A 24,972-nucleotide genomic window follows, 5' to 3' on the forward strand; every position below is an offset into this window, starting at 1 on the left:
TTTATGACAATGCTTGATTTAAATCGGCAATTACATCTTTTACTGTTTCTAAACCAACAGAAACACGAACCAATCCATCGGTAATACTGACCGCCAAACGCTCTTCAACAGACAATTTACTGTGCGTTGTAGAGGCAGGATGGGTTACAATTGTTCGGGTATCGCCCAAATTTGCAGATAAAGTACAGAGTTTGATTTTGTCTAAAAATTTTCGACCACTTTCTAATCCCCCTTTGATTTCAAAGGCTACGACATTCCCGCCCAAGCGCATTTGTTTTTTGGCGATTTCATATTGCGGATGCGATTTCAAGAACGGATATTTCACTAAATTTACATTGGTATGCTTTTCAAGAAATTCGGCTACAACCAATGCGTTTTCACAATGTTTTTCAAGGCGAACCGCTAGAGTTTCAAGACTTTTGGATAAAACCCAAGCATTAAAAGGGGATAATGCAGGTCCAGTATTTCTGGAAAATAAATAAATTTCCTTGATTAAATCTTCACGCCCAACAGTTACTCCGCCCAAAACTCGTCCTTGACCATCAATTAATTTTGTTGCAGAATGTATCACCAAATGAGCACCAAATCGAATTGGATTTTGAATATAAGGCGTTGCAAAACAATTATCAATAATTAAAATCAGATTGTATTTTTTAGCAATTTTGCCTAAATATTCTAAATCTAAAATATCAACAGCGGGATTTGTTGGTGATTCTGCATAAAGAATTTTAGTGTTTTCAGTAATATAACTTTCAATAGTTTCCGGTTTATTGATATCAAAATAGGAAGTTTGAATATTCCATTTCGGGAAATATTTGGTAAAAAGAGTGTGGGTAGAACCAAAAACACTACTTGCAGAAACAATATGATCCCCAGAATTCAACAAGGCAGCAAAAGTAGAATATACCGCTGCCATACCTGTTGCAAAGGCATAACCCGCTTCGGCACCTTCCATTTTGCAAATTTTTTCTACAAATTCGGTTGTGTTTGGATTGCTAAATCGGCTATAAATATTTCTGTCTTTTTCCTCAGAAAAGGAAGCGCGCATGTCTTCAGCATCTTCAAACACAAAACTCGAGGTTAGATATAAAGGAACGGAATGTTCTTGAAATTGAGTTCGTTCTAATTGAGTTCGGATGGCTTGTGTTTCAAAACCAAAATTATTGTTTTCCATAATAAGCCCCCTAACCCCCGAAGGGGGAATTATTAAGCGTAAATAATTAGATTTACTTAATAATTTTGCTTCCGTAGAGAGCGACAAAAGCTTTTATTTTATTTAAAAATGAAATTGTTTTATTTATTTTGGCTCCCTTACCGTTGGGTTGAGTCGGGGATGGGATTTCCGTTTAAAACTACTTTATAAAGTATAGTTACTGTGGGTTGCAAAGTTTTAGAAACAGAACAATATTTTTCAAATGAAAGTTTTACTGCTCGTGCAACCTTCTCTTCATTAATTGGTCCCTCCAAAAAAAACACAACAGTAATTTCTTTAAAAGGTTTGGCATCGTCAGTTTGAACACGAAGTCCATTAACTTCGGCTTTAAAAGATTTAATTTCCTGTCGTTGCTTTTTTAGAATTAAAATAATATCAATCGCGCTGCAACCTGCAACTCCCATTAATACTAATTCCATTGGGCTTGCGCCTAAGTCGTCACCGCCAAATTCTGCTCTATTATCAACGTTTACTATATGTCCACGATCATTTTTTAACTCAAAATGATAATTATCGTTTACTCTTTCTAAGGTAATTTTCATACTAATTGTTTTATGTTTATTTCTGAAAGGCGTAAAATGTCTGATAAAACTCCTCGCGCAGTAACTGCTTTACCAGCACCAGCTCCTTGTATTACAATTGGATTTTCGCCATACGATTTTGAATAAATTTCAATCAAACTATCAGCACCTTTCAATTGTCCTAAAGGAGAATTACTTGGAACAGAAACCAGTTTTACTTCTAATTTATTGTTTTCAACATCTAATTCTCCAATATATCGCAACACAAAACCTTCAATTTGTGTAATTTTTGCAATTCGATACGGTTCATCAAATAAATTTTTACTAATTGCATATTCTGGTTTGGAATGGGTTTCGTTTAAATTTGGAAGCAACAAAGAAGTGATATTTATATCTGAAAATTCAGGTGTTAATTCAATTTCTCTCGCCAAAACCAATAATTTTCGAGCCACATCATTTCCTGATAAATCTTCTCGAGAATCGGGTTCTGTATATCCTAATTTTTCAGCATCTTTAAGAATATCCGAAAAAAGGACATTTTCGTTTGCAAATCTATTAAAAATATAACTTAATGAACCAGAAAAAACACCTTTAATTTTTGTGATTTTATCTCCCGAAAAATGTAAATCGCGAACCGTATTTATAATTGGCAAACCTGCCCCAACATTTGTTTCATACAAATAGTGCTTATCATATTGCTTGAGTTTTTTTCTCAATTCCTTATAAAAATCAAAACTTAAAGTATTCGCAATTTTATTGGCAGACACGATATGAAAGTCATTTTCAATTAATCTTATGTATGATTTTACTAATTTTGAACTTGCAGTAGCATCAACAGCTATCAAATTTTCAAGACCTTGCCTTTTTGTAAAATCAATAACATCTTTAATCTTGAATGGAATTGCCGATTTTGAAAAATTGGTTTCCCACGAGTTTATTTCTCCCTCTTTTTCAAAAAAAGCGTGAGTGGAATTTGTAATTACTGGAAATCGCAATTCAATATTTTTCTTTTCTAAAAAGAATTTTTGACTTTCTATAACTTGATTTATTAGCGTACTTCCAACATTTCCGATTCCAAAAAGGACGATATTTATTTTAATTGTTGACATAAATTTGTTTTGTTTGTTTGATGAAAATGGGTCCGATAATAGCCGATAATTGTTCGAATTCTATTAAAAAAGCATCGTGCCCGTGAATGGATTTGATTTCGTGATAAAAGACATTTTCTTTTGTTGAAATTAATTCTTGATACGTTTCAAGGTTTTCGTTTGGTATAAAAAACAAATCGGTATCAACAGAAATAATATGAATATTTGCCGTAATTGCATTTGCTACAGCCAAAAAATCAGTGTTATTTCTAGAAATATCAATCGTTTTCAACAAGTGATTCATCAATTTATAGGAAGCAAGATGGAACCGATTTTGCAACTTCTTCCCATGATGGTTGAGCCAATTTTCTATTTGAAAACCGTTGGCAATTTCAGATTCTTTTCGATGGAATTTTAATTTTAATGATTGTGGTGTCCTGTACAAAAGCATGGCGTGCAAACGGGCATCTGCAATAGGATTTTGAGAATTATTTAGAATTTGGTCTTGAACCAAAACATTGGCAATTACCCAATCGGTCGCTTTCCAATCGGTCGCAATTGGAATTAAATTCTCAATTTTATTGGGTTCTAATGCTGCCATTTCCCAGGCAATTCCTCCGCCCAAACTTCCTCCAATTACAGCAAAAAGCGACTCGATTTCAAGGACTTTTAATCCTTTCCAAAAAAGAGCGGCGATATTTTTAGCGGAAAAATCTTTGTAATTTAAAACTAAATTTTCAAAATTTCCATCGTATCCGTTTCCAGGAATATTGAAAGCTAAAACGGTATAAAAATCAATGTCTATTGTTTTATTTTCACCGATTAAGTCGCTCCACCACCCATTTTCACCCGTTACTTTAGAGTTCCCAGTAAGTGCATGATTTACTAAAACAACTGGGGCATCCCCTAATTTTTGTCCAAAAATCTGATAGTAAAGAAAAACTTCCTTTTGAATTTTACTGTTTTCTAATTCCCAATTTTGAATAACTATGCGTTTCATTTTCTTTATTTATTGCGAAATTAATTTTAAAAACTGCCTTTGATTTTTCTGAAATTCAAAGGCAGTTTTTAAACACTATTATGCCAATTGCGTTTTATTTATAGTTGCAAAAACAGCTGCTAAGTCGGCTTTCAAATCTTCAATATCTTCAATCCCAACAGACAAGCGAATTAAATCTTTAGTCACGCCCGTTGCAATTTGCTCTTCTTCAGACAATTGTTGGTGTGTTGTGCTTGTTGGGTGAATAATCAATGATTTTGTGTCTCCAATATTAGCCACCAACGAGAATAATTTGGTTTGATCTGCCACTTTTTTAGCCGCTTCAAAACCACCTTTTAATCCAAAAGTCACAATTCCGTTTTGTCCTTTTGGTAAATATTCTTGCGCTAAAGCATAATATTTACTCGATTTTAATCCCGGATAATTTACCCATGCCACTTCTTCTTGCGTTTCCAACCATTCGGCTAAAGCCAATCCGTTTTCGCTGTGTTTTTGAACTCTGATAGGTAACGTTTCTAAACCCTGAATAATTTGAAATGCATTCAATGGACTCAAAGCAGCTCCATAATCGCGCAACCCTTCGATTCTAACTTTTGCAATAAATGCCGCATTTCCTAGAGCTTCGTGATAAATTAATCCGTGGTAACCCGCAGATGGTTCTGTAAATTCTGGGAATTTTCCGCTACTCCAATCAAAAGTTCCAGCATCAATAATTGCTCCTCCAAGAGACGTTCCGTTTCCAGAAATATATTTCGTCAAAGAGTGAATTACAATGTTGGCACCAAATTGAATTGGGTTCAATAAATACGGTGACGGAACCGTATTATCAACAATAAAAGGCACTTTGAAGGCTTTGGCAGCAGCCGAAATCTTCTTTAAATCAAGCACGTCTAATTTTGGATTTCCTAAAGTTTCTGCAAAAAACACTCTCGTATTTTCTTTTGCAGCAGCCGTAAAATTTTCAGGATTTGAAGGATCTACAAATGTGGTCGTGATTCCTAATCGAGGTAAAGTCACTTTCAGTAAATTATAAGTTCCACCATACAAACTGTTTGAAGCTACAATATGATCGCCCGATTTTAGCAAAACCAATAAGGCTGTTGCAATTGCAGATGTTCCAGAAGCGGTTACCACTGCTGCAATTCCACCTTCTAATGCGGCTAATCGTTGCTCCAAAATGTCGTTTGTAGGATTGTTCAAACGGGTGTAAATGAACCCTGCTTCTGCAAGTCCAAATAAATTGGCAGCGTGATCCGAGTTGTTGAAAACATAGGATGTAGTTTGATAAATTGGCACGGCTCTTGTTCCAGCGTGTTTTGAAACGTCGTGTCCTGCGTGTAATGCGTTTGTTGCAAATTTTTGTGTGCTCATGTTGAATTAAATTAATGGTTATTTGTTAAAAATTAAATTGTTACTTGTTAAATGATTTAAATAAAAAAGCCCTTTTGGTTGTTTCCAAAAGGGCTTATAGTTTGAACTATAATTGAGAGTTTCTCTTTCACTTTTGGCAATATTTGGGTGGTGCGCAGAAGCACATCATACAACACATCATCATTTTATTTGAAATCGAATTTTTCATTATTAGTATTTTTGGTTTTAGTGTAAAAAAAAGCCTCTGCGATTTGCAGAGGCTTTAATTGATATATCTTAAGAATTTAAAATTACACAATAGCTGTCTCTGCGGAAGTTTCCGGCATCATACAACACATCATGCAAATAGTAAAATTCATTTTATTCTTATTTGAAATGCAAAATACCGAACTAAATTTCATTCTACCAAATTAAAATTAAAATTTAACAATAAATTGGTTTTCTGTGATATTTAATACCGCTGGTTATTTCAAATTAGTTCAATAAAATTGAACTTGATGAAATATACTGCTGCATTAAACTAGGACTATTGGATTAATTAGTAATTATTATTGGTTTAAAAATAAACCCTTACAAATGGCATAAATGCGGAATTGTAAACAAAATCACGTTCTTTATAAAGTACATTGTAACGAACGCCAAAAATCACATTTTCTGAACCATAGCCCCCGCCAATAAACAAACCTGTATTCCAAAAATTGTTTTGTAGATTCGGCCCACCAATCATATTTAAAGAGCTATTCACTCTCAATTGTTCCAATTCAATTGAAACCTGAAAATTTTCGATTGGGTTAAACAATGAAATCAAAGTCATTCCATAAATTGCAGAAGAAAAATTACCCTCTGAAGAAACAAAACTTCCTTGAAGTCCAATTCCAGCAGAGACATATTTATTGAAATTATAAATCCCACTTGGAGCCAATGTAATATCGGTAAATCCAGAGCCAACATTTAATCCAAATCCTCCTCCAAATCGAACATTTTTCCAAAACTCACTTTTAGTTTTTGAAGCATTAGCTTGACTTTGTGAAAATAAACTCGTTGAAAATAAAATTAATAAAATTGACAAAATGATTTTTGAAACTGTTAAAAAGTACGATTTTCTCATTGATTTTTAAAATATGATTAATAAAACATAAAAGTATGCAAATTATTTAATATTATATTTCATTTATTGTACTTTTGCGTAACAATTTTACAAATCAGGACATTCAAAAAATTATGGAGAGGTTTTCCTTTTTAAACGCAGCACACACAGATTTTTTTGCGCAACTATACGATCAATATTTAGAAAATCCCGATAGCGTTGAGCCTTCGTGGAGAAGTTTTTTTCAAGGTTTCGACTTTGGAATTAGTTCTTCTAATGGAGAAAGCGCTTCCGATGTAACGCTTTCAACTACTTCTGAAGGGCAAGATTTCAGTGAAATTTCAGCAAAACTTCATAAAGAATTTCAAGTATTAAAATTGATTGAAGCCTATAGAACAAGAGGACATTTGTTTACCAAAACAAATCCTGTTCGCGATAGAAGAACCTATTCACCAACATTAGAAATTGAGAATTACGGTTTAAGTCAATCCGACTTAAACACGGTTTTTGATGCTGCAAAAGTGATTAATATCGCACCTTGTAGCTTATCTGATATAATAATTCACTTGGATAAAATCTACTGCCAATCTATTGGTGTAGAATATATGTACATCAGAAAACCAGGGGTAATTCAATGGATTCAAGATAAAATTGGCATAAATGATAATACGCCGACGTTCACTTCTGATGAAAAGAAAGTAATATTAACCAAATTAAACGAAGCTGTTTCATTTGAAAATTTCTTGCATACCAAATACGTAGGTCAAAAACGATTTTCACTTGAAGGTGGAGAATCAATAATTGCAGGATTAGATGCATTAATTGAAGCTGCTGCCGAAAAAGGCGTGGAGCAATTCGTAATGGGAATGGCACATCGTGGGCGTTTGAATATATTGGCGAATATTTTCGGAAAATCAACTCAAGATATTTTCTCTGAATTTGACGGAAAAGATTACAATCAAGAATATTTTGACGGTGATGTAAAATACCATTTGGGTTTAACTTCGGATAAAAAAACAAGAACTGGAAAACACATCAATTTAAATTTAGCACCAAATCCATCACATTTGGAAACTGTTGGAGCTGTTATTGAAGGAATTACCAGAGCAAAACAAGATAAATATTTCCCAGACGATTTCTCTAAAGTACTGCCAATTGCCGTTCACGGTGATGCCGCTGTTGCTGGTCAAGGAATTGTGTATGAAATTATTCAAATGGCACAATTGGACGGCTACAAAACTGGCGGAACCATTCACATTGTCATCAATAATCAAGTTGGTTTTACAACCAATTATTTAGACGCGCGTTCTTCTACTTATTGTACCGATGTTGCAAAAGTGACGTTATCACCCGTTTTACATGTAAATGCAGATGATACAGAAGCGGTTGTTCACGCCATGTTATTTGCATTGGATTACAGAATGGAGTTTGGAAGCGACGTATTCATCGATTTATTAGGATACAGAAAATACGGTCATAATGAAGGTGATGAACCTCGTTTTACACAACCATTATTATATAAAATCATTGCAAGTCATAAAAATCCAAGAGATCTTTATACTGCAAAATTAATTGAAGAAGGTGTAATTGACGCTAATTTCATTAAAAAATTAGAAATAGAATACAAAGCAAAATTGGAAGTAAATTTAGAAGAATCTCGCAAGAAAGAGATGACTATAATTACGCCATTTATGCAAAACGAATGGTTGGGTTACGAGCAAGTTACCAATGTTCAAATGCTTGAAAAATTTGATACTTCCTATCCAAAAGAAGGCCTTACAAATATTGCAAATGCCGTTTGTAATTTGCCAGCGGATAAAAAGTTTATTAGTAAAATTCAAAAGTTAATAAACGACAGAAAGACTATGTTCTTTGAAACCAACAAGTTAGATTGGGCTATGGCAGAACATTTGGCTTACGGTTCCCTTTTACAAGAAGGTTTTAACGTTCGCATTTCAGGTCAAGATGTAGAACGCGGGACATTTTCTCACCGTCACGCAGTTGTGAAAGTAGAAAACTCCGAAGAAGAAGTAATTCTTCTTAATAATATTCAAGGAAAAACAGGAAAGTTCAATATTTTCAATTCTCATTTGTCAGAATATGGCGTTTTGGGATTTGATTATGGCTATGCCTTAGCAAGCCCAAAAACATTAACAATCTGGGAAGCGCAATTTGGAGATTTCAGCAACGGAGCGCAAATTATGTTAGACCAATACATTTCTTGTGGCGAAGATAAATGGAACAACCAAAACGGAATTGTACTTTTGTTACCGCACGGATATGAAAATCAAGGAGCCGAACATTCCTCTGCCAGAATGGAGCGTTATTTGCAACTTTGCGCCCGAAATAATATGTATGTTGCCGATTGTTCGACCCCTGCAAACTTCTATCATTTGTTAAGAAGACAAATGAAAACAACGTTCCGCAAACCATTAATCGTGTTCACACCAAAAAGTTTGTTGCGTGATCCAAGAGTCGTTTCACCAATTGAAGATTTCGAAAAAGCAAGCTTCCAAGAGACTTTTGACGATGAAACCGTAGTTAAATCAGACGTAAAAACACTGGTTTTCTGCACCGGAAAATTCTATTACGACATCACCGCCGAAAGAGAAAATAATGGTCGAAAAGACGTTGCCGTTGTTAGAATCGAACAATTATTTCCATTGCCCGTAGAACAATTAAAAGCAATTATTTCAAACTATCCAAACGCCGACGATTATGTTTGGGCGCAAGAAGAGCCAAGAAATATGGGAGCTTACAGCTTTATGTTAATGAATTTTGACTTGGTAAAATGGAGATTGGCATCATTAAGAGCCTACGCCGCACCAGCATCAGGAAGCTACACAAGGGCAAAACGCCGCCACGCAGATGCAATCCGAATGGTCTTTGATAAAGATTTATTTAGATAATAATTAGGAGCGAATTGTTCCCGCATTTCAGGAATTGCAATTCCCGCTTTCCGTTGCAATCCACGCTAAAAAGCTTGGGATTTTCACTGCAATCGGGGCTAATAAAGTTTTTATAAGTATAAAATAAGTTGTTCACAGAGCAATTTAAAATATAAAATTCATAATTTAAAATAATAGAAGATGATTTTAGAAATGAAAGTTCCCTCACCGGGAGAGTCAATAAAAGAAGTTGAAATTGCAACTTGGTTAGTAAAAGATGGCGATTATGTAGAAAAAGACCAAGCAATCGCTGAGGTAGATTCTGATAAAGCAACCCTTGAATTACCAGCAGAAGCAAGTGGAATCATTACATTAAAAGCCGAAGAAGGCGATGCAGTTGCCGTTGGCGCAGTAGTTTGCCACATCGATACTGAAGGAGCCCCCTCCGCCCCCAAAGGGGGAACTACAGAAGCTGTTGAAAAAGTTACTGATGTAAAAAAAGAAGAAATTAAAGTGGCACCAGTTGTTGTAAAAGCTCCCGCTTCGTATGCATCGGGAACGCCTTCGCCAGCAGCACGAAAAATATTAGACGAAAAAAACATCCAACCTTCTGACATTATCGGAACTGGAAAAGAGGGAAGAATTACTAAAGACGATGCTGTAAATGCAGTGCCTTCTATGGGAACGCCAACAGGTGGTTCTCGTGGTTCTGAAAGAACTAAATTATCAATGTTGCGTCGTAAAGTAGCAGAAAGATTGGTTGCTGCGAAAAATGATACGGCAATGTTAACTACTTTCAACGAAGTAAATATGACGCCAATTAACACGTTGCGTAATGAATACAAAGAGGCATTCAAAGCAAAACACGGTGGAATTGGACTTGGTTATATGTCGTTTTTTACAAAAGCGGTAACCAGAGCCTTGGCTTTATTCCCAGATGTGAATTCCATGATGGATGGTGATTATAAAATTGCTTACGATTTTTGCGATATTTCAATAGCCGTTTCTGGCCCAAAAGGATTGATGGTTCCTGTAGTTCGCAACGCCGAAAACTTAACTTTTAGAGGAATTGAAGCAGAGATTAAAAGATTAGCCATAAAAGCACGCGACGGACAAATTACAGTCGACGATATGACTGGCGGTACATTTACTATTACCAATGGCGGTGTTTTCGGAAGTATGTTGAGTACGCCAATTATCAATCCTCCGCAATCTGGAATTTTAGGAATGCACAATATTATTGAGCGTCCAATTGCGGTAAATGGAAAAGTTGAAATTCACCCAATGATGTATGTTGCGTTATCGTATGACCACAGAATCATTGACGGACGGGAGTCAGTTGGGTTCTTAGTTGCGGTTAAAGAAGCCTTAGAAAACCCCTTGGAATTATTGTGTGATAACAATCCTAAAAAAGCGTTTGAATTGTAAAAGCTTACAATTATTTAAAATATAAAATCCCGTTTAGTTGATACTAAACGGGATTTTTCGTTTGCAAATAGCTATCAAACAAATCAAAACGCTAACTTTGCAATGCTCAATTTATTACTATGACAATCACCGATACCCACACCCATTTGTATGCTGAAGAATTCGACATTGATCGTAATGAAATGATGCAACGCGCCATAAATAACGGTGTAACGCGTTTTTTTATTCCCGCAATTGATTCTTCGTGTATTCAAAAAATGTATGCTTTGGAAGCCAATTATCCAGAAAATGTATTTTTGATGATGGGTTTGCACCCAACGTATGTAAAGGATAATTATCTGGAAGAATTGCAAATTGTAGAACAGGAATTGGCTTCAAGAAAATTTGTGGCTATTGGCGAAATCGGGATTGATTTGTATTGGGATAAAACCCATCTCAAGGAACAGCAAATTGCTTTTATAAGACAAATTCAATTGGCAAAACAGTATAAATTACCAATAGTTATTCACTGCCGCGAAGCTTTTGATGAAATATTTGAAATCTTAGAAGTTGAAAAATCTGAAGATTTATTTGGAATATTTCATTGCTTTTCTGGAACTTATGAGCAAGCATTACAAGCTATTTCTTATAATATGAAACTCGGAATTGGCGGCGTGGTAACTTTCAAAAATGGAAACATTGACCAATTTATAAACCAAATCGAGTTGAAACATATTGTTTTGGAAACCGATTCGCCTTATTTGGCCCCAATTCCATTTCGAGGAAAAAGAAATGAAAGCAGTTATATTGTGAATGTTGTCGATAAATTAGCCATGCTTTATAGGGTTTCATCAGAAGAAATAGCAGCGCAAACCACTGCAAACTCCAAAACCATTTTTGGGATTTAATCCTATAAAAGAATGAAATCGATAAAAATTTCGTTCTTTTGTGAATAAAACTAAAACTAAATGTCGAAATTCGATTCTATACGACCTTTTTATGACGCAGAAATAAATGCAGCCATTCAAGATACGGTGAACCATCCGATGATGAAGGCATTAATGGATTTTACATTTCCAGAAGTTGAAGATGCCGTGTGGAAAGAGCAACTACGAAAAACACATTCTATCCGCGATTTTCAGTGTAATTTCATTTACAATTCCCTAAAAAAAGTATTAGAAAAAAGCTCAGAAGGACTTACAACTTCAGGTTTTGAGACTTTAGAAAAAAACACTTCCTATCTTTTTATTTCCAATCATCGGGATATTATTTTAGACACTTCATTATTGAACGCGTGTTTATTTGACAATGGTTTAGTAATGACGGCTTCTGCAATTGGCGACAATTTGGTTAAAAAGGCATTTATGAATACACTGGCCAAAATGAACCGTAACTTTTTAGTTCAAAGAGGATTATCGCCAAGAGAATTATTGCAAAGTTCAAAATTATTGGCAGAATATATTGGGCAATTGTTGTTGCGAGAAAATCGTTCCGTTTGGATTGCACAGCGAGAAGGACGCACAAAAGATGGAAATGATGCCACACATCCGGGAGTTTTAAAAATGCTTGCGATGGGTTCAGGCGAAGAAAATTTGATGGATTATTTTAAGAAAATTAAGATTGTTCCTGTTTCCATTTCTTATGAATATGACCCTACAGATGCTTTAAAAATGCCACAATTATTAGCTGAAGCTAACAATGAAGTTTATGTTAAAGAAAAAAACGAAGATTTCACGACGCTTTTAAGTGGTATTATGGGTCAGAAAAAACGCATCCATATTCACGTTGGAAAAGTTTTAAATACGGAATTAAAGGCTATCGCAACCGAATTTGAAAACTCAAATAAACAAATACAAGCACTGGCACAAACTATTGACGAATCGATTTTGAAAAGCTATAAATTGTGGCCAACAAATTATATTGCGTTCGATATTTTGAACAAAACCAACGAACACGCTCATTTGTATTCAGAAAATGAAAAATCACTTTTTGAACGCAGATTAGAAATGCGAATTGACAATTCAAATCCTATTGCCTCACAAAGTTTCTTGGCAATGTATGCCAATCCAGTGGTTAATAAAATCAAATTTTCCAATGCAATCTAAAGCCAAAATACTTTTGATTTATACTGGTGGAACCATTGGTATGATGAAAAATTTTGAAACGGGTGCTTTGCAGGCGTTCAATTTCAGTAAATTATTGAATAAAATCCCAGAGTTAAAACAGTTGGATTGTGAGATAGAAACTATTTCATTTGAAAAACCTATGGATTCCTCCAATATGAATTCAATTCATTGGGTTAAAATCGCCAAAATAATTGATGAAAATTATACTTCTTTTGATGGATTTGTAGTTTTGCATGGTTCAGATACGATGTCGTATTCTGCTTCAGCATTGAGTTTTATGCTTGAAAACCTGAACAAACCAGTAATTTTTACAGGTTCGCAATTGCCCATTGGAGATTTGAGAACAGACGCCAAAGAAAATCTTATTACTGCTATTCAAATTGCTTCTTTACAATCTAAAAACAAAGCCGTAATTACTGAAGTTGGACTTTATTTTGAATATAAATTATACCGTGGCAATAGAACTACAAAAATAAATGCCGAACATTTCAATGCTTTTGCATCGCCAAATTATCCTGAATTGGCAGAATCTGGAGTACATTTGAAGGTAAATACTCCGTTTTTATTATCTAAATCAAGTACTAAAAAACTAAAACTAAATACTACTTTAGACAATAATGTTGTGGTAATTAAAATGTTTCCAGGAATTAATGAAACGGTTTTGGCAGCAATATTAAGCATTCCAAACCTCAAAGGAATTGTTTTAGAAACATACGGTTCAGGAAATGCACCAACGGATGAGTGGTTTATTTTGTTATTAAAAAAATCAATTAAAAGCGGATTGCATATTATAAATGTAACGCAATGTTCCGGCGGAAGCGTGAGTATGGGACATTATGAAACAAGTACGTTGCTAAAGAAAATTGGAGTAATTTCAGGAAAAGACATCACCACAGAAGCGGCAATTACGAAGTTAATGTACATGCTCGGGCAAAATGTTGCGCCAAATGTTTTCAAAACTATATTTGAAACATCAATTCGAGGAGAATTATCATAATATCTAAATTTTAACTTTCATAACCGACATTTTTTTTAGTTATTTGCAAACCCAAATAGAGAGGTGGCCGAGTGGCTGAAGGCGCACGCTTGGAAAGCGTGTTTATGGCAACATAACGTGGGTTCGAATCCCATCCTCTCTGCATTAAAAAACCATAAACTATTATCAATAAAGTAGTTATGGTTTTTTTATTTTAGTTTTTTTACGGTTTTCGACTTCTTAAAAACATATTAAACCTTTTAAATCACTAACATTACATTAAAAATTTAATGATACTGATTTGAATTGGCATTTTTTGTATCTTTAGACTCCAAAACACAACTATGCGGTTTATTTTAAATAGCTTTATTTTATTCTCTTTTTTCAATATATTTTCACAAGTCGCTCCTGATTTTGAAGCGGTTGATTCTTTATATAGAGAAGATCAGTTTTATCTTGGAATTACCTACAATACACTTCAAAAACTTCCTTCAGGCATATCTCAAAATAAATTTACGCCAAGTTTCTCGATTGGAGTTTTAAGAGATATGCCCATTAATAAAAATAGAACTAAAGCAATAGCAGCAGGATTAGGGTATTCATGGAATAATTACAATCAAAACATATTGATTTCTGAAACATCTGGCATTACGCAATACAATTCAATCTCGTCTTCCACGAGCTATAATAAAAACAAATTAACACTCCATTCTTTAGATATTCCCATAGAATTTAGATGGAGAACTTCAACTCCTGAAAGTCATAAATTTTGGAGAATTTATACGGGTTTGAAGTTTAGCTATTTGTTTTATACCCTGTCTAAGTTTGAAGATAGCCAAACCAGCATAGAAGTTATTGGAAATCCGGACATTAATAAATTTCAATACGGAACCTATTTAAGTGTTGGATACAATACCGTAAATTTTAATGTTTATTATGGATTAAATCCTATTTTTAAATCGGCTTTTTTAAATGGTAATTCTCTAGATGTGAATACTTTGAATTTTGGATTTATGTTCTATATCTTATAGCCAAAAATACATTAAAATTATTTGTGGGAGCATCCCCGAAAAAAATCCAATTACCAATTCTTTATTCGTATGTGCTTGCAGTTCTAATCTCGAAGACGCTACAAGTCCATTCATTGCTACAAGAATCGCAATGTTGTAAATTGCATTACGGTGATAGTGAAAACTCAATGCAATTACAAAAATGGTTAACGTGCTAATTCCAACCATGTGAATACTGGCTTTTATATTCAAAAACAATAAAAACAACAATAAGACAGTACTAATTAAACCCCCTAAAAAGTAGTAATACAATTCTGGAATTACATTGGCAGTGATGCTTTTTGTAATCAAAAGAAAAATTAAAATAGCCTGAATTGCCAACGGAATTTTACGCTGTGACAATTGGGAAACCATCACGGAATCTACTTTATTAAAAGAGCGCAATAAATAATAAAATGAAATGGGGATAAGAATGGTAATAATGCAAACTTGCAATACTACTAAATATTTTTGCTGATTTGTAAAATAGTAATTAGTATATAAAAAATAAAATAGTGTTCCGAAAATGGGTACGAATATTGGATGAAAAAGATACGAGAAAAAGGATAGAAATTTTTTCAAATCAGTTGTATTTTAAATTTTTTTTCTCATTCTGGCTACAGGAATATCCAATAATTCTCTATATTTTGCTATTGTTCTTCGTGCAATTGGGTATCCTTTTTCTTTTAATATTTCTGCCAATTGATCGTCTGGCAAAGGTTTGTGTTTGTCTTCTTCTGCGATTACATTTTGCAAGATTTTCTTGATTTCAAGCGTAGAAACCTCTTCGCCTTGGTCGTTTTTCATGGCTTCAGAAAAGAATTCTTTGATGAGTTTTGTTCCGTAAGGCGTTTCAACATATTTACTGTTAGCAACACGTGAAATAGTTGAAATATCAAGACCTACCATATCGGCAATGTCTTTCAAAATCATCGGTTTCATTTTTGTTTCATCTCCGTCAAGGAAAAATTCTTCCTGAAAATGCATAATCGCATTCATAGTCACATACAGCGTTTCTTGGCGTTGTCTGATGGCATCGATGAACCACTTTGCAGAATCTAATTTTTGTTTGATAAATTGCACCGCTTCCTTTTGTGAATTCGATTTATCTCTAGAATCTTTATAGGTTTGCATCATTTCCTGATAGTCTTTGGAAACGTGAAGCGATGGTACATTCCGTCCGTTTAAGGTCAGATTTAGTTCGCCATCTACAATTCTTATGGCAAAATCGGGAACTACATTTTCAGTAATTTTATTATTTCCAGTAAAAGACCCACCTGGTTTTGGATTCAATTTCTCTATTTCGTGAATGGCTTTTTTGAGTTGCTCATTAGAAACGTTGAATTTTTGAATTAATTTATCGTAATGTTTTTTAGTAAAAGCATCGAATTGTTCTGATAAAATAGAAGTCGCCAAAGCAACTGATTCTGTTGGAGTTTTATGTTTCAATTGCAACAACAAACATTCTTGTAAATCGCGGGCACCAACTCCCGAAGGTTCTAATTCATGAATAACGTGCAATAAATTCTCGACAGTTTTTTCATCGGTGTAAACCCCTTGCGTAAAAGCCATATCATCGACAATATCCTGAATACTTCTTCTGATATACCCCATATCGTCGATACTACCAACTAAAAATTCTGCAATTTCACGCTCGCTATCATTTAAAATAAAGGTGTTTAATTGGTTAATTAAATCCTGGTGAAAACTAACGGGCGAAGCCAACGGTGACTCTCTATTAGAATCTTCATCACCATAATTATTGGATTGGGTTTTATAATCGGGTATTTCGTCGTTGCTTAAATAATCGTCAATATTGATGTCTTCGGCCTCAATTCGATCGGATTCAGAGTCGTCATAATCATCATAATCATCATTTTCATATTCGTCTTTCTCGTAATCCGCCTCTTCGGTTCCTGATTCTAAAGCTGGATTTTCATTCATTTCCTCCAATAATCGTTGCTCAAATGCTTGCGTAGGCAATTGAATTAACTTCATCAACTGGATTTGTTGTGGAGATAATTTTTGAGATAACTTTAAATTTAGAAATTGCTTAATCATTTTTATTATTTAACCGGTTATCGGTTTAATCGGTTAACCGAACTAACGATTAACCGATTAACCATTTTCTAAAACTCTGCACTTCCTGGAGTTCTTGGAAAAGGAATTACGTCACGAATATTTGTCATTCCGGTTACAAAAAGAACTAATCTTTCAAATCCAAGTCCAAAACCTGAGTGAACCGCACTTCCAAATCTTCGGGTGTCTAAATACCACCACAATTCTTCTTCGTCAATTCCTAAAGCCTTCATTTTTGCGACTAAAACATCGTAACGCTCTTCTCTTTGGGAACCTCCAACGATTTCACCAATTCCAGGAAATAAAATATCCATGGCACGAACCGTTTTTCCATCTTCATTCAAACGCATATAAAACGCTTTTATGTTGGCTGGATAATCAAACAAAATCACAGGACATTTAAAGTGTTTTTCAACCAAATAACGCTCATGTTCCGACTGTAAATCAGAACCCCATTCGTCAATAATATAGTTGAATTTTTTATTTTTATTCGGTTTGCAATTTCTTAAAATATCAATTGCTTCGGTATAAGAAACCCTTTTAAAATTATTTTCTAAAACAAAATTCAATTTCTCAAGCAACGGCATTTCGCTGCGTTCTGCTTGAGGTTTTACTTTTTCTTCTTCTGTCAAACGTCCTTCCAAAAACTTCAAATCGTCTTGACATTTATCCATCGTGTATTTAATTACATATTGAATAAAATCTTCCGCCAAATCCATATTATCATTCAAATCATTGAAAGCCACTTCGGGTTCAATCATCCAAAATTCAGCCAAATGGCGCGAAGTATTCGAGTTTTCAGCACGAAAAGTAGGACCAAAGGTATAAACTTGACCCAAAGCCATCGCATAGGTTTCTGCTTCCAATTGTCCAGAAACCGTTAAATTGGTTTCCTTGCCAAAAAAATCTTCTTTATAATTAACTTTTCCTTCATCAGTTCTTGGAGTTTTGTCAAATGGCAATGCCGTAACTTTGAACATCTCTCCGGCACCTTCAGCATCCGAACCTGTTATAATTGGCGTATTCACATATACAAATCCTTTATTTTGAAAATAAGTATGAACCGCAAACGACAAAACCGAACGCACTCTCATAATTGCCCCAAAAGCATTAGTACGTACTCTCAAATGCGCATTTTCGCGCAAAAATTCTAATGAATGTTTCTTCGGCTGCATAGGAAATTTCTCCGCATCAGAATCGCCAAGAATTTCTAATTTAGTAACTTGAATCTCAAATTTTTGACCCGCACCTTTACTTTCCACCAAATTCCCAGTTACCGAAATCGCAGCACCCGTAGTAATTCGCTTCAAAGTTTCCTCTGGCGTATTCTCGAAATCAACCACACACTGAATATTATTTATAGTCGAACCGTCATTTAAAGCAATAAATTGATTGTTTCTAAACGTGCGCACCCAACCCTTTGCATTCACTTCCTGTAGCGTTGACGCACTGTTTAATAAGTCTTTAACCTTGGTTTGTTTCATCTTGAAAAAATAATAATATTAAAAATAACCATTGCAATTAAATGCAAATATAAAGGATTTTGAGCAATTTTCCTTGTGGGTTTTATAGGATTTCAAGGGTTTTGGATAAATTTTTAAATTTATTGCAAGGTAGAAAATAGGAAAAGAAGAGACAGAAGTATTTCTTACCATTAAATCTAAAAATGCGATTAAAATGTGATTAATGATAATCCGATACTCAAACTCGTAACCGAATTTATATTTACAAATGGAATCCCAAAGTCGGAAACCTGTATAAATAGAGAAACTCCATCATCGTTTTCAACTCCTAAACTAATTTTTCTGTAAATACCAATCAAACTCCCTCTTCCAATTCCAAAGGATTTTCCGAAGCCTGCTTGAACATAAACTCTGACATCTTCTGAAACTTTTGGGCTCAATTTAAAATTAGCAAATACAGGAACTGCAACTAATTTTTGGGTTGCAATCCAGTCAATTCCTGTTTGTAAACCTATAGAACCCCATTTTTTGTGGTCAATTCCAATTCCGTATTTTAAGCTTAATCCATCTGGTAGCAACCAATAATCGCTTCTAATACCATTACTGTCAATTTCCCCGTAGGTTGAATTTCCTTTCAATGGAGTTGAAATATCAAATTGTGTATATCTATTATTTTTTTGTTGAGATTGCATTGAAATTGTAACCAAGAACAAAACTAATAACAGTAATTTTTTCATAGTAAATTATTAAAGCAAACTCTCAAAAACTGTTACATCCAGAGCATTATCTACATTATAATCACCAATTTTGGTTCTTCGTAAAGAGGTTAAATGCGAACCAGATTGCATTGCTTTTCCAAAATCATACGCTATAGAACGAATGTAAGTGCCTTTGCTACAAACTACTCTGAAATCTATTTCTGGCAATGCAATTCTTGTGATTTCAAATTCGTGAATGACAGTTTTTCGGGTTGCAATTTCTACCGATTCTCCTGCTCGTGCATGTTCATAAAGGCGAACACCATCTTTTTTGATTGCTGAATAAATGGGCGGTTTTTGGTCAATTTCACCCAAAAATTGTTTTACAGTTTCGTGAATTAGGACTTCATCAATATGAGAAATCGGAAAAGTTTCATCCATTTCGGTTTCTAAATCATACGAAGGCGTAGTCGCTCCAATATAGAAAGTGCCAGTATATTCCTTGGCTTGACCTTGCAATTCCGAAATTCTTTTGGTGAATTTTCCAGTGCAAACCAACAACAATCCTGTTGCTAAAGGATCTAAAGTTCCTGCGTGACCAATTTTGAATTTTTTAGGAAGACCAACTTTATTAATTAAAGCATATTTTAATTTGTTTACCGCCTGAAACGAACTCCAATTCAATGGTTTGTCAATCAATAAAATCTGCCCATTTTGAAAATCTTCAATTGTAGCCAAATTGCAATTATTTGATGTATGAAAAATAAATTACAAGAAAAATTCCCATAATTATTCTGTAATAACCCCAAGGTTTGAAGCCGTATTTTTTTATAATTCCAATGAAGAATTTAATGGCTAAAACAGCTACTATAAACGCAACAACATTCCCAATTAAAAATAATTTTATGTTGTCTTTCGATTGCAAAAGCAATTCGTAACCTTTCAAATGAGTTGTTTCATACGTTTTCAAAAACACCGAATACAACGTAACCGCCATCATCGTTGGAACTGCTAAAAAGAACGAAAATTCCGCTGCCGCATGTCGTGTTAATCCTTGTTGCATTCCTCCAATTATAGAAGCTGCCGAACGACTTGTCCCCGGCATCATTGCCAAACATTGCCAAAAACCAATGGTCACGGCTTTTTTAATTGTAATATCTTCTTCCACAGCAACCGTTGGATTTTGGAATCTGCTGTCAATAAACAATAACACAATTCCGCCTACTATCAAAACAATTGCAATCGGAATTGGATCACCTAAAACCGCTTCTATTTTATCATCGAATAACTTTCCTAAAACCAAAGCGGGAATTACGGCACAAGCCAATTTGATGTAAAAATTGAATTTTGAAAAGTCAAAAAACTTCTTCCAATACAAAGCTACAACTGCCAAAATAGCACCAACCTGAATAGAAACTTGAAATAATTTTACAAAATCATCATTTTGAATTCCAAAATAAGAACTTGCAAAAATCATATGACCAGTAGAAGAAATGGGAAGATATTCTGTAACGCCTTCAATAATAGCAAGAATAAATGCTTGAATAGTAGTCATTAATTTACTTTTTTGGGGATTTAAAAATAGAATAAATGGTAATTCCAAAACCGATTAGAACCACCGTTGGTGCCAATCGAATTCTTCTAAAATTGAAAATCGCCTCGTTAAAAACTTTCGGATCATCGCTTCCGCCGCCCGACATCAAAATAAATCCAATGGCAATCACGGCAATTCCAATCAATAGAATTTTGTAGTTTATTTTATCAAAAAGAAATTCTGATTTTTGTTCGTTGTTTTTCATTTGTCATTGCGAGGTGCGAAGCAATCCCATCCTCATTATTCGTTAATATAAATCGTCTGTTCTCAAATTCAAAAACCGCTGCGTTGCAAAATAAGTACTAATCCAAGTGATTAAAATCCCAACAGCAACAACGCCTAACAATACTAAAGCAATCATTAATTGATCGTCTAAAATTCCTAAATTCGGGAAACTCGTGTTCAAATAAATCAAAGTGCCAATAAGAGCTAAAACCGCTAACGCCGACCCAATCATTCCTAATTTGATGCTTTTCCAAATAAATGGTTTTCTAATAAACGACTTCGTAGCACCCACCATTTGCATCGTTTTGATAATAAATCGGTTCGAATGAATCGACAATCGCATCGAACTATTTATCAATAAAACCGCCACTAAAGTCAGAAATCCGCTAATTATCAAAATCCAAAAACTCACTTTTTTAATATTGTCATTCACCAAATTCACCAATTGTTTGTCATAAACAATATCAGAAACCATAGGATTTTCCCGCAATTTATTTTCAATTCTTCGGATGTTTTTCGCATCAATAAAATCCGCTTTCAAGTGAATATCAAACGAATTTTGCAACGGATTCGCACCTAAAAAAGTCATAAAATCCTCGCCAATAATTTCCGTATGCACTTTTGCCGCAGCATCTTTGGAAACAAAAACACTTGATTTTACGAATTTTGACGTTTTTAATTCCGCTTCAAAAGCCTTCAAAACCGTGTCGTTTGCCTCACTTTTAAAGAATACCGTCATCGCAATTTGCTCCTTGAAATCATCAGATAATTTCTTGGAATTCAAGACAAATAATCCTAAAATTCCAACCAAAAACAATACTAAAAATACGCTCAGGATTACCGAAAAATAAGAAGAAATCAACCTGCGTTTTTGAAATTTATCGTACGAAGAACTCATATATCATAAAATTAATGTGTAAAAATAACAAAGTATTCCTTTATATAAACTTAATAACGTCCAAAGTTTCAATTTTCGTACAATAAATGTAAATTTGCAGTCTCAAAACCCGTTTTTTTATTTAAAGCGAATATTTTGGGCTGTTCCAGAAATGCAATTCCCGCTGTTCGCAGTATCCACGCCCAAAAGCGAGGCATACTTGCTGCCATCGGGGCTAATTAATATTTTTTTCGCCTATCAATAATTGGCAGTAAAAACAAATTCACGTTGGCAAATCCAACATCGAAATAAAAAATAAATAGTATATTCAGATGAAATATAATCCGACCGAAGTAGAATCAAAATGGCAAAAATACTGGTTTGAACACCAAACATTTGCTGCAAAAAACAATTCTGACAAACCAAAATACTATGTTTTGGACATGTTTCCGTATCCATCAGGAGCAGGATTGCACGTTGGTCATCCGTTGGGATACATCGCTTCCGATATTTATGCGCGTTTCAAACGCCACAAAGGATTCAATGTTTTGCACCCGCAAGGCTACGATAGTTTTGGATTACCCGCCGAACAATATGCCATTCAAACAGGGCAACATCCCGATAAAACTACTAAAGAAAACATAGCAAGATACCGTGAACAACTCGACAAAATCGGATTTTCATTCGATTGGTCTCGGGAAGTGCGCACTTCAAATGCTGATTATTACAAACACACCCAATGGATTTTCATTCAATTGTTCAACTCTTGGTACAATAAAAATTCTGACAAAGCCGAAGACATTGAAACCTTAATTTCTATTTTTGAAAAAGAAGGAAATAATCCCGAGACTTCGGGAATAAATGCCGTTTGCGACAATGAAATTCAAGAATTTTCTGCATCGCAATGGAACTCTTTTTCATCAGACGAACAACAAAAAATCCTTTTACAATACCGATTAACTTATCTCGCCGAAACCGAAGTCAATTGGTGCCCCGGTTTAGGAACTGTTCTTGCCAACGACGAAATTATAAATGGTGTTTCAGAACGTGGCGGACATACCGTTATTCGTAAAAAAATGACACAATGGAGCATGCGGATTTCTGCTTATGCAGAACGTTTGTTACAAGGATTAAACGATATCGATTGGAGCGAAAGCATCAAAGAAAGTCAACGAAATTGGATTGGAAAATCAGTGGGAGCGATGGTTTCGTTTAAAGTCGAAAGTCGAAAGTCGAAAGTCGAAAGTAAGCAACAGTATATTGATGTATTTACTACAAGACCCGACACGCTTTTCGGAGTAACTTTCATGACCTTGGCACCCGAACATCCTTTGGTTCAAGAAATAACAACTTCTGATAATTTAGAGAAAGTAAATGATTATATTTTTGCATCCTCAAAGCGTTCTGAACGGGAAAGAATGGCGGATGTAAAAACAATTTCAGGGGTTTTCACTGGGGCGTATGCAGAACATCCTTTTACAAAAGAAGCAATTCCAGTTTGGATTGGCGATTATGTTCTTGCAGGTTATGGAACAGGCGCTGTTATGGCGGTACCTTGTGGCGATGAAAGAGATTATGCATTTGCCAATTTCTTTAAAGGTCATATTGGAATGCCCGAAATTAAAAATATCTTCAGCCCCCTAACCCCCAAAGGGAGAATTTCGGAAGCTGAAAACTTGATAGAAAAAAAAGCCTATACTTCAAAAGAGGGATTTGTTTTAAATAATTCTGAATTCCTAAACGGATTGAATTACAAAGAAGCAACTCAAAAAATCATTGCCGAATTAGAAAAAATAAACCAAGGAAAAGGCAAAATCAATTACCGATTGCGTGATGCTGTTTTTTCACGTCAGCGCTATTGGGGTGAACCTTTCCCAGTATATTATGTAAATGGTTTGCCACAAATGATTGACAAAAAATATTTGCCAATTGCCTTGCCAGAAGTAGAAAATTATCTCCCTACCGAAGACGGGCAACCGCCTTTAGGAAATGCAACGGTTTGGGCTTGGGATAGTGTTCAGTGTTCAGTTGTAAGTGTTCAGTTAATTGATAACAAAATGATATTTCCACTTGAATTGAATACAATGCCAGGATGGGCGGGAAGTTCTTGGTATTGGATGCGGTATATGGATGCGCACAATGAAGAGGAATTTGCATCAGCGGAAGCTTTGAAATATTGGCAAAATGTTGATTTATATATTGGCGGAAGCGAACACGCAACCGGACATTTATTGTATTCTCGTTTTTGGAACAAATTCTTGAAAGACAAAGGTTTTGCGCCTACCGAAGAACCCTTCAAAAAACTGATTAATCAGGGAATGATTTTGGGAATGAGTGCGTTTGTTTATCGATTAGAGGGAACTAATATTTATATTTCCAAAAACAAAATTGACGAACAAAAAGTGCAACCAATTCACGTTGATGTTTCATTGGTAAATAATTCAGATGAATTGGATATTGAAGCATTCAAAAATTCAAGGGAAGAATATAAAGATGCCGAATTTATTTTTGAGGATAATGACGGTAGTGACAGCTCGCGAGCTGTCCGTACGTATAAGGTAGGTCGCGAAATCGAAAAAATGTCGAAATCCAAATATAATGTGGTAACGCCAGATACTATTTGTGTTGAATATGGCGCTGACACATTGCGTTTATATGAAATGTTTTTAGGACCTTTGGAACAATCAAAACCATGGAATACGGCAGGAATTTCAGGGGTTTTTGGGTTCTTAAAAAAATTATGGCGCTTGTACAATGATGATAATAAGGGTTGGGTTGTAACCAATAATGAGCCTTCGAAAGACAGTTTGAAAACCTTGCACAAAACCATTAAAAAAGTAAACGAAGACATTGAAAACTTCTCTTTTAACACGTCGGTTTCTCAATTTATGATTTGTGTAAATGAATTGACTGCGCAAAATTGTCATGAACGTGCCATTTTAGAGCCATTGGCAATTTTAATTTCGCCGTACGCACCACATATTGCAGAAGATTTGTGGAGTCAATTAAAAGATTTAAAAATTGAAGAATTAAAACATTTCAATGGTATTTCACACGAACCTTTTCCAGTGGTGGACGAGAAATATTTGGTAGAAAGCAGTAAGGAATATCCAGTTTCTTTCAATGGGAAAATGCGTTTCACCATCGAATTGCCTTTGGATTTAACCGTGGCGCAAATCGAAGAAATCATTATGAAAGACGAACGAACCATCAAACAATTGGAGGGAAGAACGCCAAACAAAGTAATTATCGTTCCTGGAAAAGTAATCAACTTGGTGGGATAATGACAAAATTGCATCCAAAAAATTTG

Annotated in this window: 21 protein-coding genes and 1 tRNA gene; 8 read left to right on the forward strand and 14 right to left on the reverse strand. The window is 34.7% G+C overall.

The genetic code is table 11. The features are described from left to right. Position 1: 1 nt before the first annotated feature. From AC9UEH_RS03700 to AC9UEH_RS03725, 6 genes are all read right to left on the reverse strand, one after another. Complete coding sequence (locus AC9UEH_RS03700; protein ID WP_509528525.1) at positions 2 to 1,174, reverse strand: trans-sulfuration enzyme family protein; 1,173 nt, start codon at positions 1,172 to 1,174, stop codon at positions 2 to 4. Positions 1,175 to 1,311: 137 nt separating this feature from the next. Further along, positions 1,312 to 1,755 carry an OsmC family protein gene (locus tag AC9UEH_RS03705; protein ID WP_509528527.1) on the reverse strand — a complete coding sequence of 148 codons (444 nt, stop codon included), beginning with the start codon at positions 1,753 to 1,755 and terminating at the stop codon, positions 1,312 to 1,314. Further along, a complete protein-coding gene (locus AC9UEH_RS03710) occupies positions 1,752 to 2,843 on the reverse strand; it encodes a homoserine dehydrogenase family protein (RefSeq protein WP_509528529.1) in 1,092 nt (363 codons plus the stop codon). The genes AC9UEH_RS03705 and AC9UEH_RS03710 overlap by 4 nt, the downstream gene beginning before the upstream one ends. Next, the gene (locus tag AC9UEH_RS03715) at positions 2,830 to 3,822 is read right to left on the reverse strand and encodes an alpha/beta fold hydrolase (RefSeq protein ID WP_509528531.1); all 993 of its coding nucleotides are present in this window, start codon (positions 3,820 to 3,822) and stop codon (positions 2,830 to 2,832) included. Before AC9UEH_RS03715 ends, AC9UEH_RS03710 begins: the two co-directional genes overlap by 14 nt. Positions 3,823 to 3,900: 78 nt before the next feature. After that, positions 3,901 to 5,193, reverse strand: coding sequence for an O-acetylhomoserine aminocarboxypropyltransferase/cysteine synthase family protein (locus AC9UEH_RS03720; RefSeq protein WP_509528533.1), 1,293 nt, complete (start codon positions 5,191 to 5,193; stop codon positions 3,901 to 3,903). Positions 5,194 to 5,749: 556 nt separating this feature from the next. After that, on the reverse strand, positions 5,750 to 6,301 hold the full coding sequence (locus tag AC9UEH_RS03725) for a hypothetical protein (RefSeq protein WP_509528535.1): 552 nt from the start codon (positions 6,299 to 6,301) through the stop codon (positions 5,750 to 5,752). A gap of 113 nt (positions 6,302 to 6,414) precedes the next feature. On the opposite strand from AC9UEH_RS03725, the gene AC9UEH_RS03730 reads away from it, so the two are divergent. From AC9UEH_RS03730 to AC9UEH_RS03760, 7 genes are all read left to right on the forward strand, one after another. Continuing rightward, a complete protein-coding gene (locus AC9UEH_RS03730; RefSeq protein ID WP_509528537.1) occupies positions 6,415 to 9,189 on the forward strand; it encodes a 2-oxoglutarate dehydrogenase E1 component in 2,775 nt (924 codons plus the stop codon). A gap of 180 nt (positions 9,190 to 9,369) precedes the next feature. Then, a complete protein-coding gene (gene odhB, locus AC9UEH_RS03735; protein ID WP_509528539.1) occupies positions 9,370 to 10,596 on the forward strand; it encodes a 2-oxoglutarate dehydrogenase complex dihydrolipoyllysine-residue succinyltransferase in 1,227 nt (408 codons plus the stop codon). Positions 10,597 to 10,715: 119 nt separating this feature from the next. Further along, the gene (locus AC9UEH_RS03740) at positions 10,716 to 11,483 is read left to right on the forward strand and encodes a TatD family hydrolase (protein ID WP_509528541.1); all 768 of its coding nucleotides are present in this window, start codon (positions 10,716 to 10,718) and stop codon (positions 11,481 to 11,483) included. A 60-nt stretch (positions 11,484 to 11,543) separates the two neighbouring features. Then, positions 11,544 to 12,680, forward strand: a complete 1,137-nt coding sequence (locus AC9UEH_RS03745; RefSeq protein ID WP_509528543.1) for a 1-acyl-sn-glycerol-3-phosphate acyltransferase — start codon at positions 11,544 to 11,546, stop codon at positions 12,678 to 12,680. Next, the gene (locus AC9UEH_RS03750; protein ID WP_509528545.1) at positions 12,670 to 13,698 is read left to right on the forward strand and encodes an asparaginase; all 1,029 of its coding nucleotides are present in this window, start codon (positions 12,670 to 12,672) and stop codon (positions 13,696 to 13,698) included. Before AC9UEH_RS03745 ends, AC9UEH_RS03750 begins: the two co-directional genes overlap by 11 nt. Positions 13,699 to 13,755: 57 nt before the next feature. Beyond that, positions 13,756 to 13,840, forward strand: a tRNA-Ser gene (locus AC9UEH_RS03755). A 181-nt stretch (positions 13,841 to 14,021) separates the two neighbouring features. Continuing rightward, the gene (locus tag AC9UEH_RS03760) at positions 14,022 to 14,708 is read left to right on the forward strand and encodes a porin family protein (protein ID WP_509528548.1); all 687 of its coding nucleotides are present in this window, start codon (positions 14,022 to 14,024) and stop codon (positions 14,706 to 14,708) included. On the opposite strand, the gene AC9UEH_RS03765 is transcribed toward AC9UEH_RS03760, so the two are convergent. The 8 genes from AC9UEH_RS03765 to AC9UEH_RS03800 form a co-directional block, all read right to left on the reverse strand. Then, positions 14,703 to 15,308 (reverse strand): hypothetical protein, encoded by a 606-nt coding sequence (locus AC9UEH_RS03765; RefSeq protein WP_509528550.1) that lies wholly within the window; start codon positions 15,306 to 15,308, stop codon positions 14,703 to 14,705. The genes AC9UEH_RS03760 and AC9UEH_RS03765 overlap by 6 nt on opposite strands. 12 nt (positions 15,309 to 15,320) lie before the next feature. Further along, a complete protein-coding gene (gene rpoN / locus AC9UEH_RS03770) occupies positions 15,321 to 16,787 on the reverse strand; it encodes an RNA polymerase factor sigma-54 (RefSeq protein ID WP_509528552.1) in 1,467 nt (488 codons plus the stop codon). Between the two features lie 68 nt (positions 16,788 to 16,855). Next, the gene (gene asnS, locus AC9UEH_RS03775) at positions 16,856 to 18,289 is read right to left on the reverse strand and encodes an asparagine--tRNA ligase (protein WP_509528554.1); all 1,434 of its coding nucleotides are present in this window, start codon (positions 18,287 to 18,289) and stop codon (positions 16,856 to 16,858) included. Between the two features lie 188 nt (positions 18,290 to 18,477). Next, the gene (locus tag AC9UEH_RS03780) at positions 18,478 to 19,005 is read right to left on the reverse strand and encodes a hypothetical protein (protein ID WP_509528556.1); all 528 of its coding nucleotides are present in this window, start codon (positions 19,003 to 19,005) and stop codon (positions 18,478 to 18,480) included. 9 nt (positions 19,006 to 19,014) lie between these two features. Beyond that, complete coding sequence (gene truB / locus AC9UEH_RS03785; RefSeq protein ID WP_509528558.1) at positions 19,015 to 19,704, reverse strand: tRNA pseudouridine(55) synthase TruB; 690 nt, start codon at positions 19,702 to 19,704, stop codon at positions 19,015 to 19,017. 7 nt (positions 19,705 to 19,711) lie between these two features. Then, positions 19,712 to 20,521, reverse strand: coding sequence for an undecaprenyl-diphosphate phosphatase (locus AC9UEH_RS03790; protein WP_509528560.1), 810 nt, complete (start codon positions 20,519 to 20,521; stop codon positions 19,712 to 19,714). 4 nt (positions 20,522 to 20,525) lie between these two features. Then, positions 20,526 to 20,765, reverse strand: a complete 240-nt coding sequence (locus tag AC9UEH_RS03795) for a DUF3098 domain-containing protein (RefSeq protein WP_509528562.1) — start codon at positions 20,763 to 20,765, stop codon at positions 20,526 to 20,528. Between the two features lie 42 nt (positions 20,766 to 20,807). Further along, complete coding sequence (locus AC9UEH_RS03800; RefSeq protein WP_509528565.1) at positions 20,808 to 21,683, reverse strand: cell division protein FtsX; 876 nt, start codon at positions 21,681 to 21,683, stop codon at positions 20,808 to 20,810. Positions 21,684 to 21,994: 311 nt separating this feature from the next. Here AC9UEH_RS03800 and leuS point away from each other — a divergent pair, with 311 nt between their 5' ends. Then, the gene (gene leuS / locus AC9UEH_RS03805) at positions 21,995 to 24,946 is read left to right on the forward strand and encodes a leucine--tRNA ligase (RefSeq protein ID WP_509528567.1); all 2,952 of its coding nucleotides are present in this window, start codon (positions 21,995 to 21,997) and stop codon (positions 24,944 to 24,946) included. The last annotated feature ends 26 nt before the right edge of the window (positions 24,947 to 24,972 follow it).

Origin of the sequence: Flavobacterium sp., assembly GCF_040402835.1 — a bacterium.
GTDB lineage: Bacteria > Bacteroidota > Bacteroidia > Flavobacteriales > Flavobacteriaceae > Flavobacterium.

Bases quoted from the DNA above. Each gene is read 5' to 3' on its own strand.
- AC9UEH_RS03740 (WP_509528541.1), top strand. From the start codon at position 10,716: ATGACAATCACCGATACCCACACCCATTTGTATGCTGAAGAATTCGAC.
- rpoN (WP_509528552.1), bottom strand. From the start codon at position 16,787: ATGATTAAGCAATTTCTAAATTTAAAGTTATCTCAAAAATTATCTCCA.
- AC9UEH_RS03725 (WP_509528535.1), bottom strand. From the start codon at position 6,301: ATGAGAAAATCGTACTTTTTAACAGTTTCAAAAATCATTTTGTCAATT.
- asnS (WP_509528554.1), bottom strand. From the start codon at position 18,289: ATGAAACAAACCAAGGTTAAAGACTTATTAAACAGTGCGTCAACGCTA.
- AC9UEH_RS03780 (WP_509528556.1), bottom strand. From the start codon at position 19,005: ATGAAAAAATTACTGTTATTAGTTTTGTTCTTGGTTACAATTTCAATG.
- leuS (WP_509528567.1), top strand. From the start codon at position 21,995: ATGAAATATAATCCGACCGAAGTAGAATCAAAATGGCAAAAATACTGG.
- AC9UEH_RS03700 (WP_509528525.1), bottom strand. From the start codon at position 1,174: ATGGAAAACAATAATTTTGGTTTTGAAACACAAGCCATCCGAACTCAA.
- AC9UEH_RS03760 (WP_509528548.1), top strand. From the start codon at position 14,022: ATGCGGTTTATTTTAAATAGCTTTATTTTATTCTCTTTTTTCAATATA.
- AC9UEH_RS03750 (WP_509528545.1), top strand. From the start codon at position 12,670: ATGCAATCTAAAGCCAAAATACTTTTGATTTATACTGGTGGAACCATT.
- AC9UEH_RS03795 (WP_509528562.1), bottom strand. From the start codon at position 20,765: ATGAAAAACAACGAACAAAAATCAGAATTTCTTTTTGATAAAATAAAC.
- AC9UEH_RS03710 (WP_509528529.1), bottom strand. From the start codon at position 2,843: ATGTCAACAATTAAAATAAATATCGTCCTTTTTGGAATCGGAAATGTT.
- AC9UEH_RS03715 (WP_509528531.1), bottom strand. From the start codon at position 3,822: ATGAAACGCATAGTTATTCAAAATTGGGAATTAGAAAACAGTAAAATT.
- odhB (WP_509528539.1), top strand. From the start codon at position 9,370: ATGATTTTAGAAATGAAAGTTCCCTCACCGGGAGAGTCAATAAAAGAA.
- AC9UEH_RS03745 (WP_509528543.1), top strand. From the start codon at position 11,544: ATGTCGAAATTCGATTCTATACGACCTTTTTATGACGCAGAAATAAAT.
- AC9UEH_RS03790 (WP_509528560.1), bottom strand. From the start codon at position 20,521: ATGACTACTATTCAAGCATTTATTCTTGCTATTATTGAAGGCGTTACA.
- AC9UEH_RS03720 (WP_509528533.1), bottom strand. From the start codon at position 5,193: ATGAGCACACAAAAATTTGCAACAAACGCATTACACGCAGGACACGAC.
- AC9UEH_RS03730 (WP_509528537.1), top strand. From the start codon at position 6,415: ATGGAGAGGTTTTCCTTTTTAAACGCAGCACACACAGATTTTTTTGCG.
- AC9UEH_RS03800 (WP_509528565.1), bottom strand. From the start codon at position 21,683: ATGAGTTCTTCGTACGATAAATTTCAAAAACGCAGGTTGATTTCTTCT.
- AC9UEH_RS03705 (WP_509528527.1), bottom strand. From the start codon at position 1,755: ATGAAAATTACCTTAGAAAGAGTAAACGATAATTATCATTTTGAGTTA.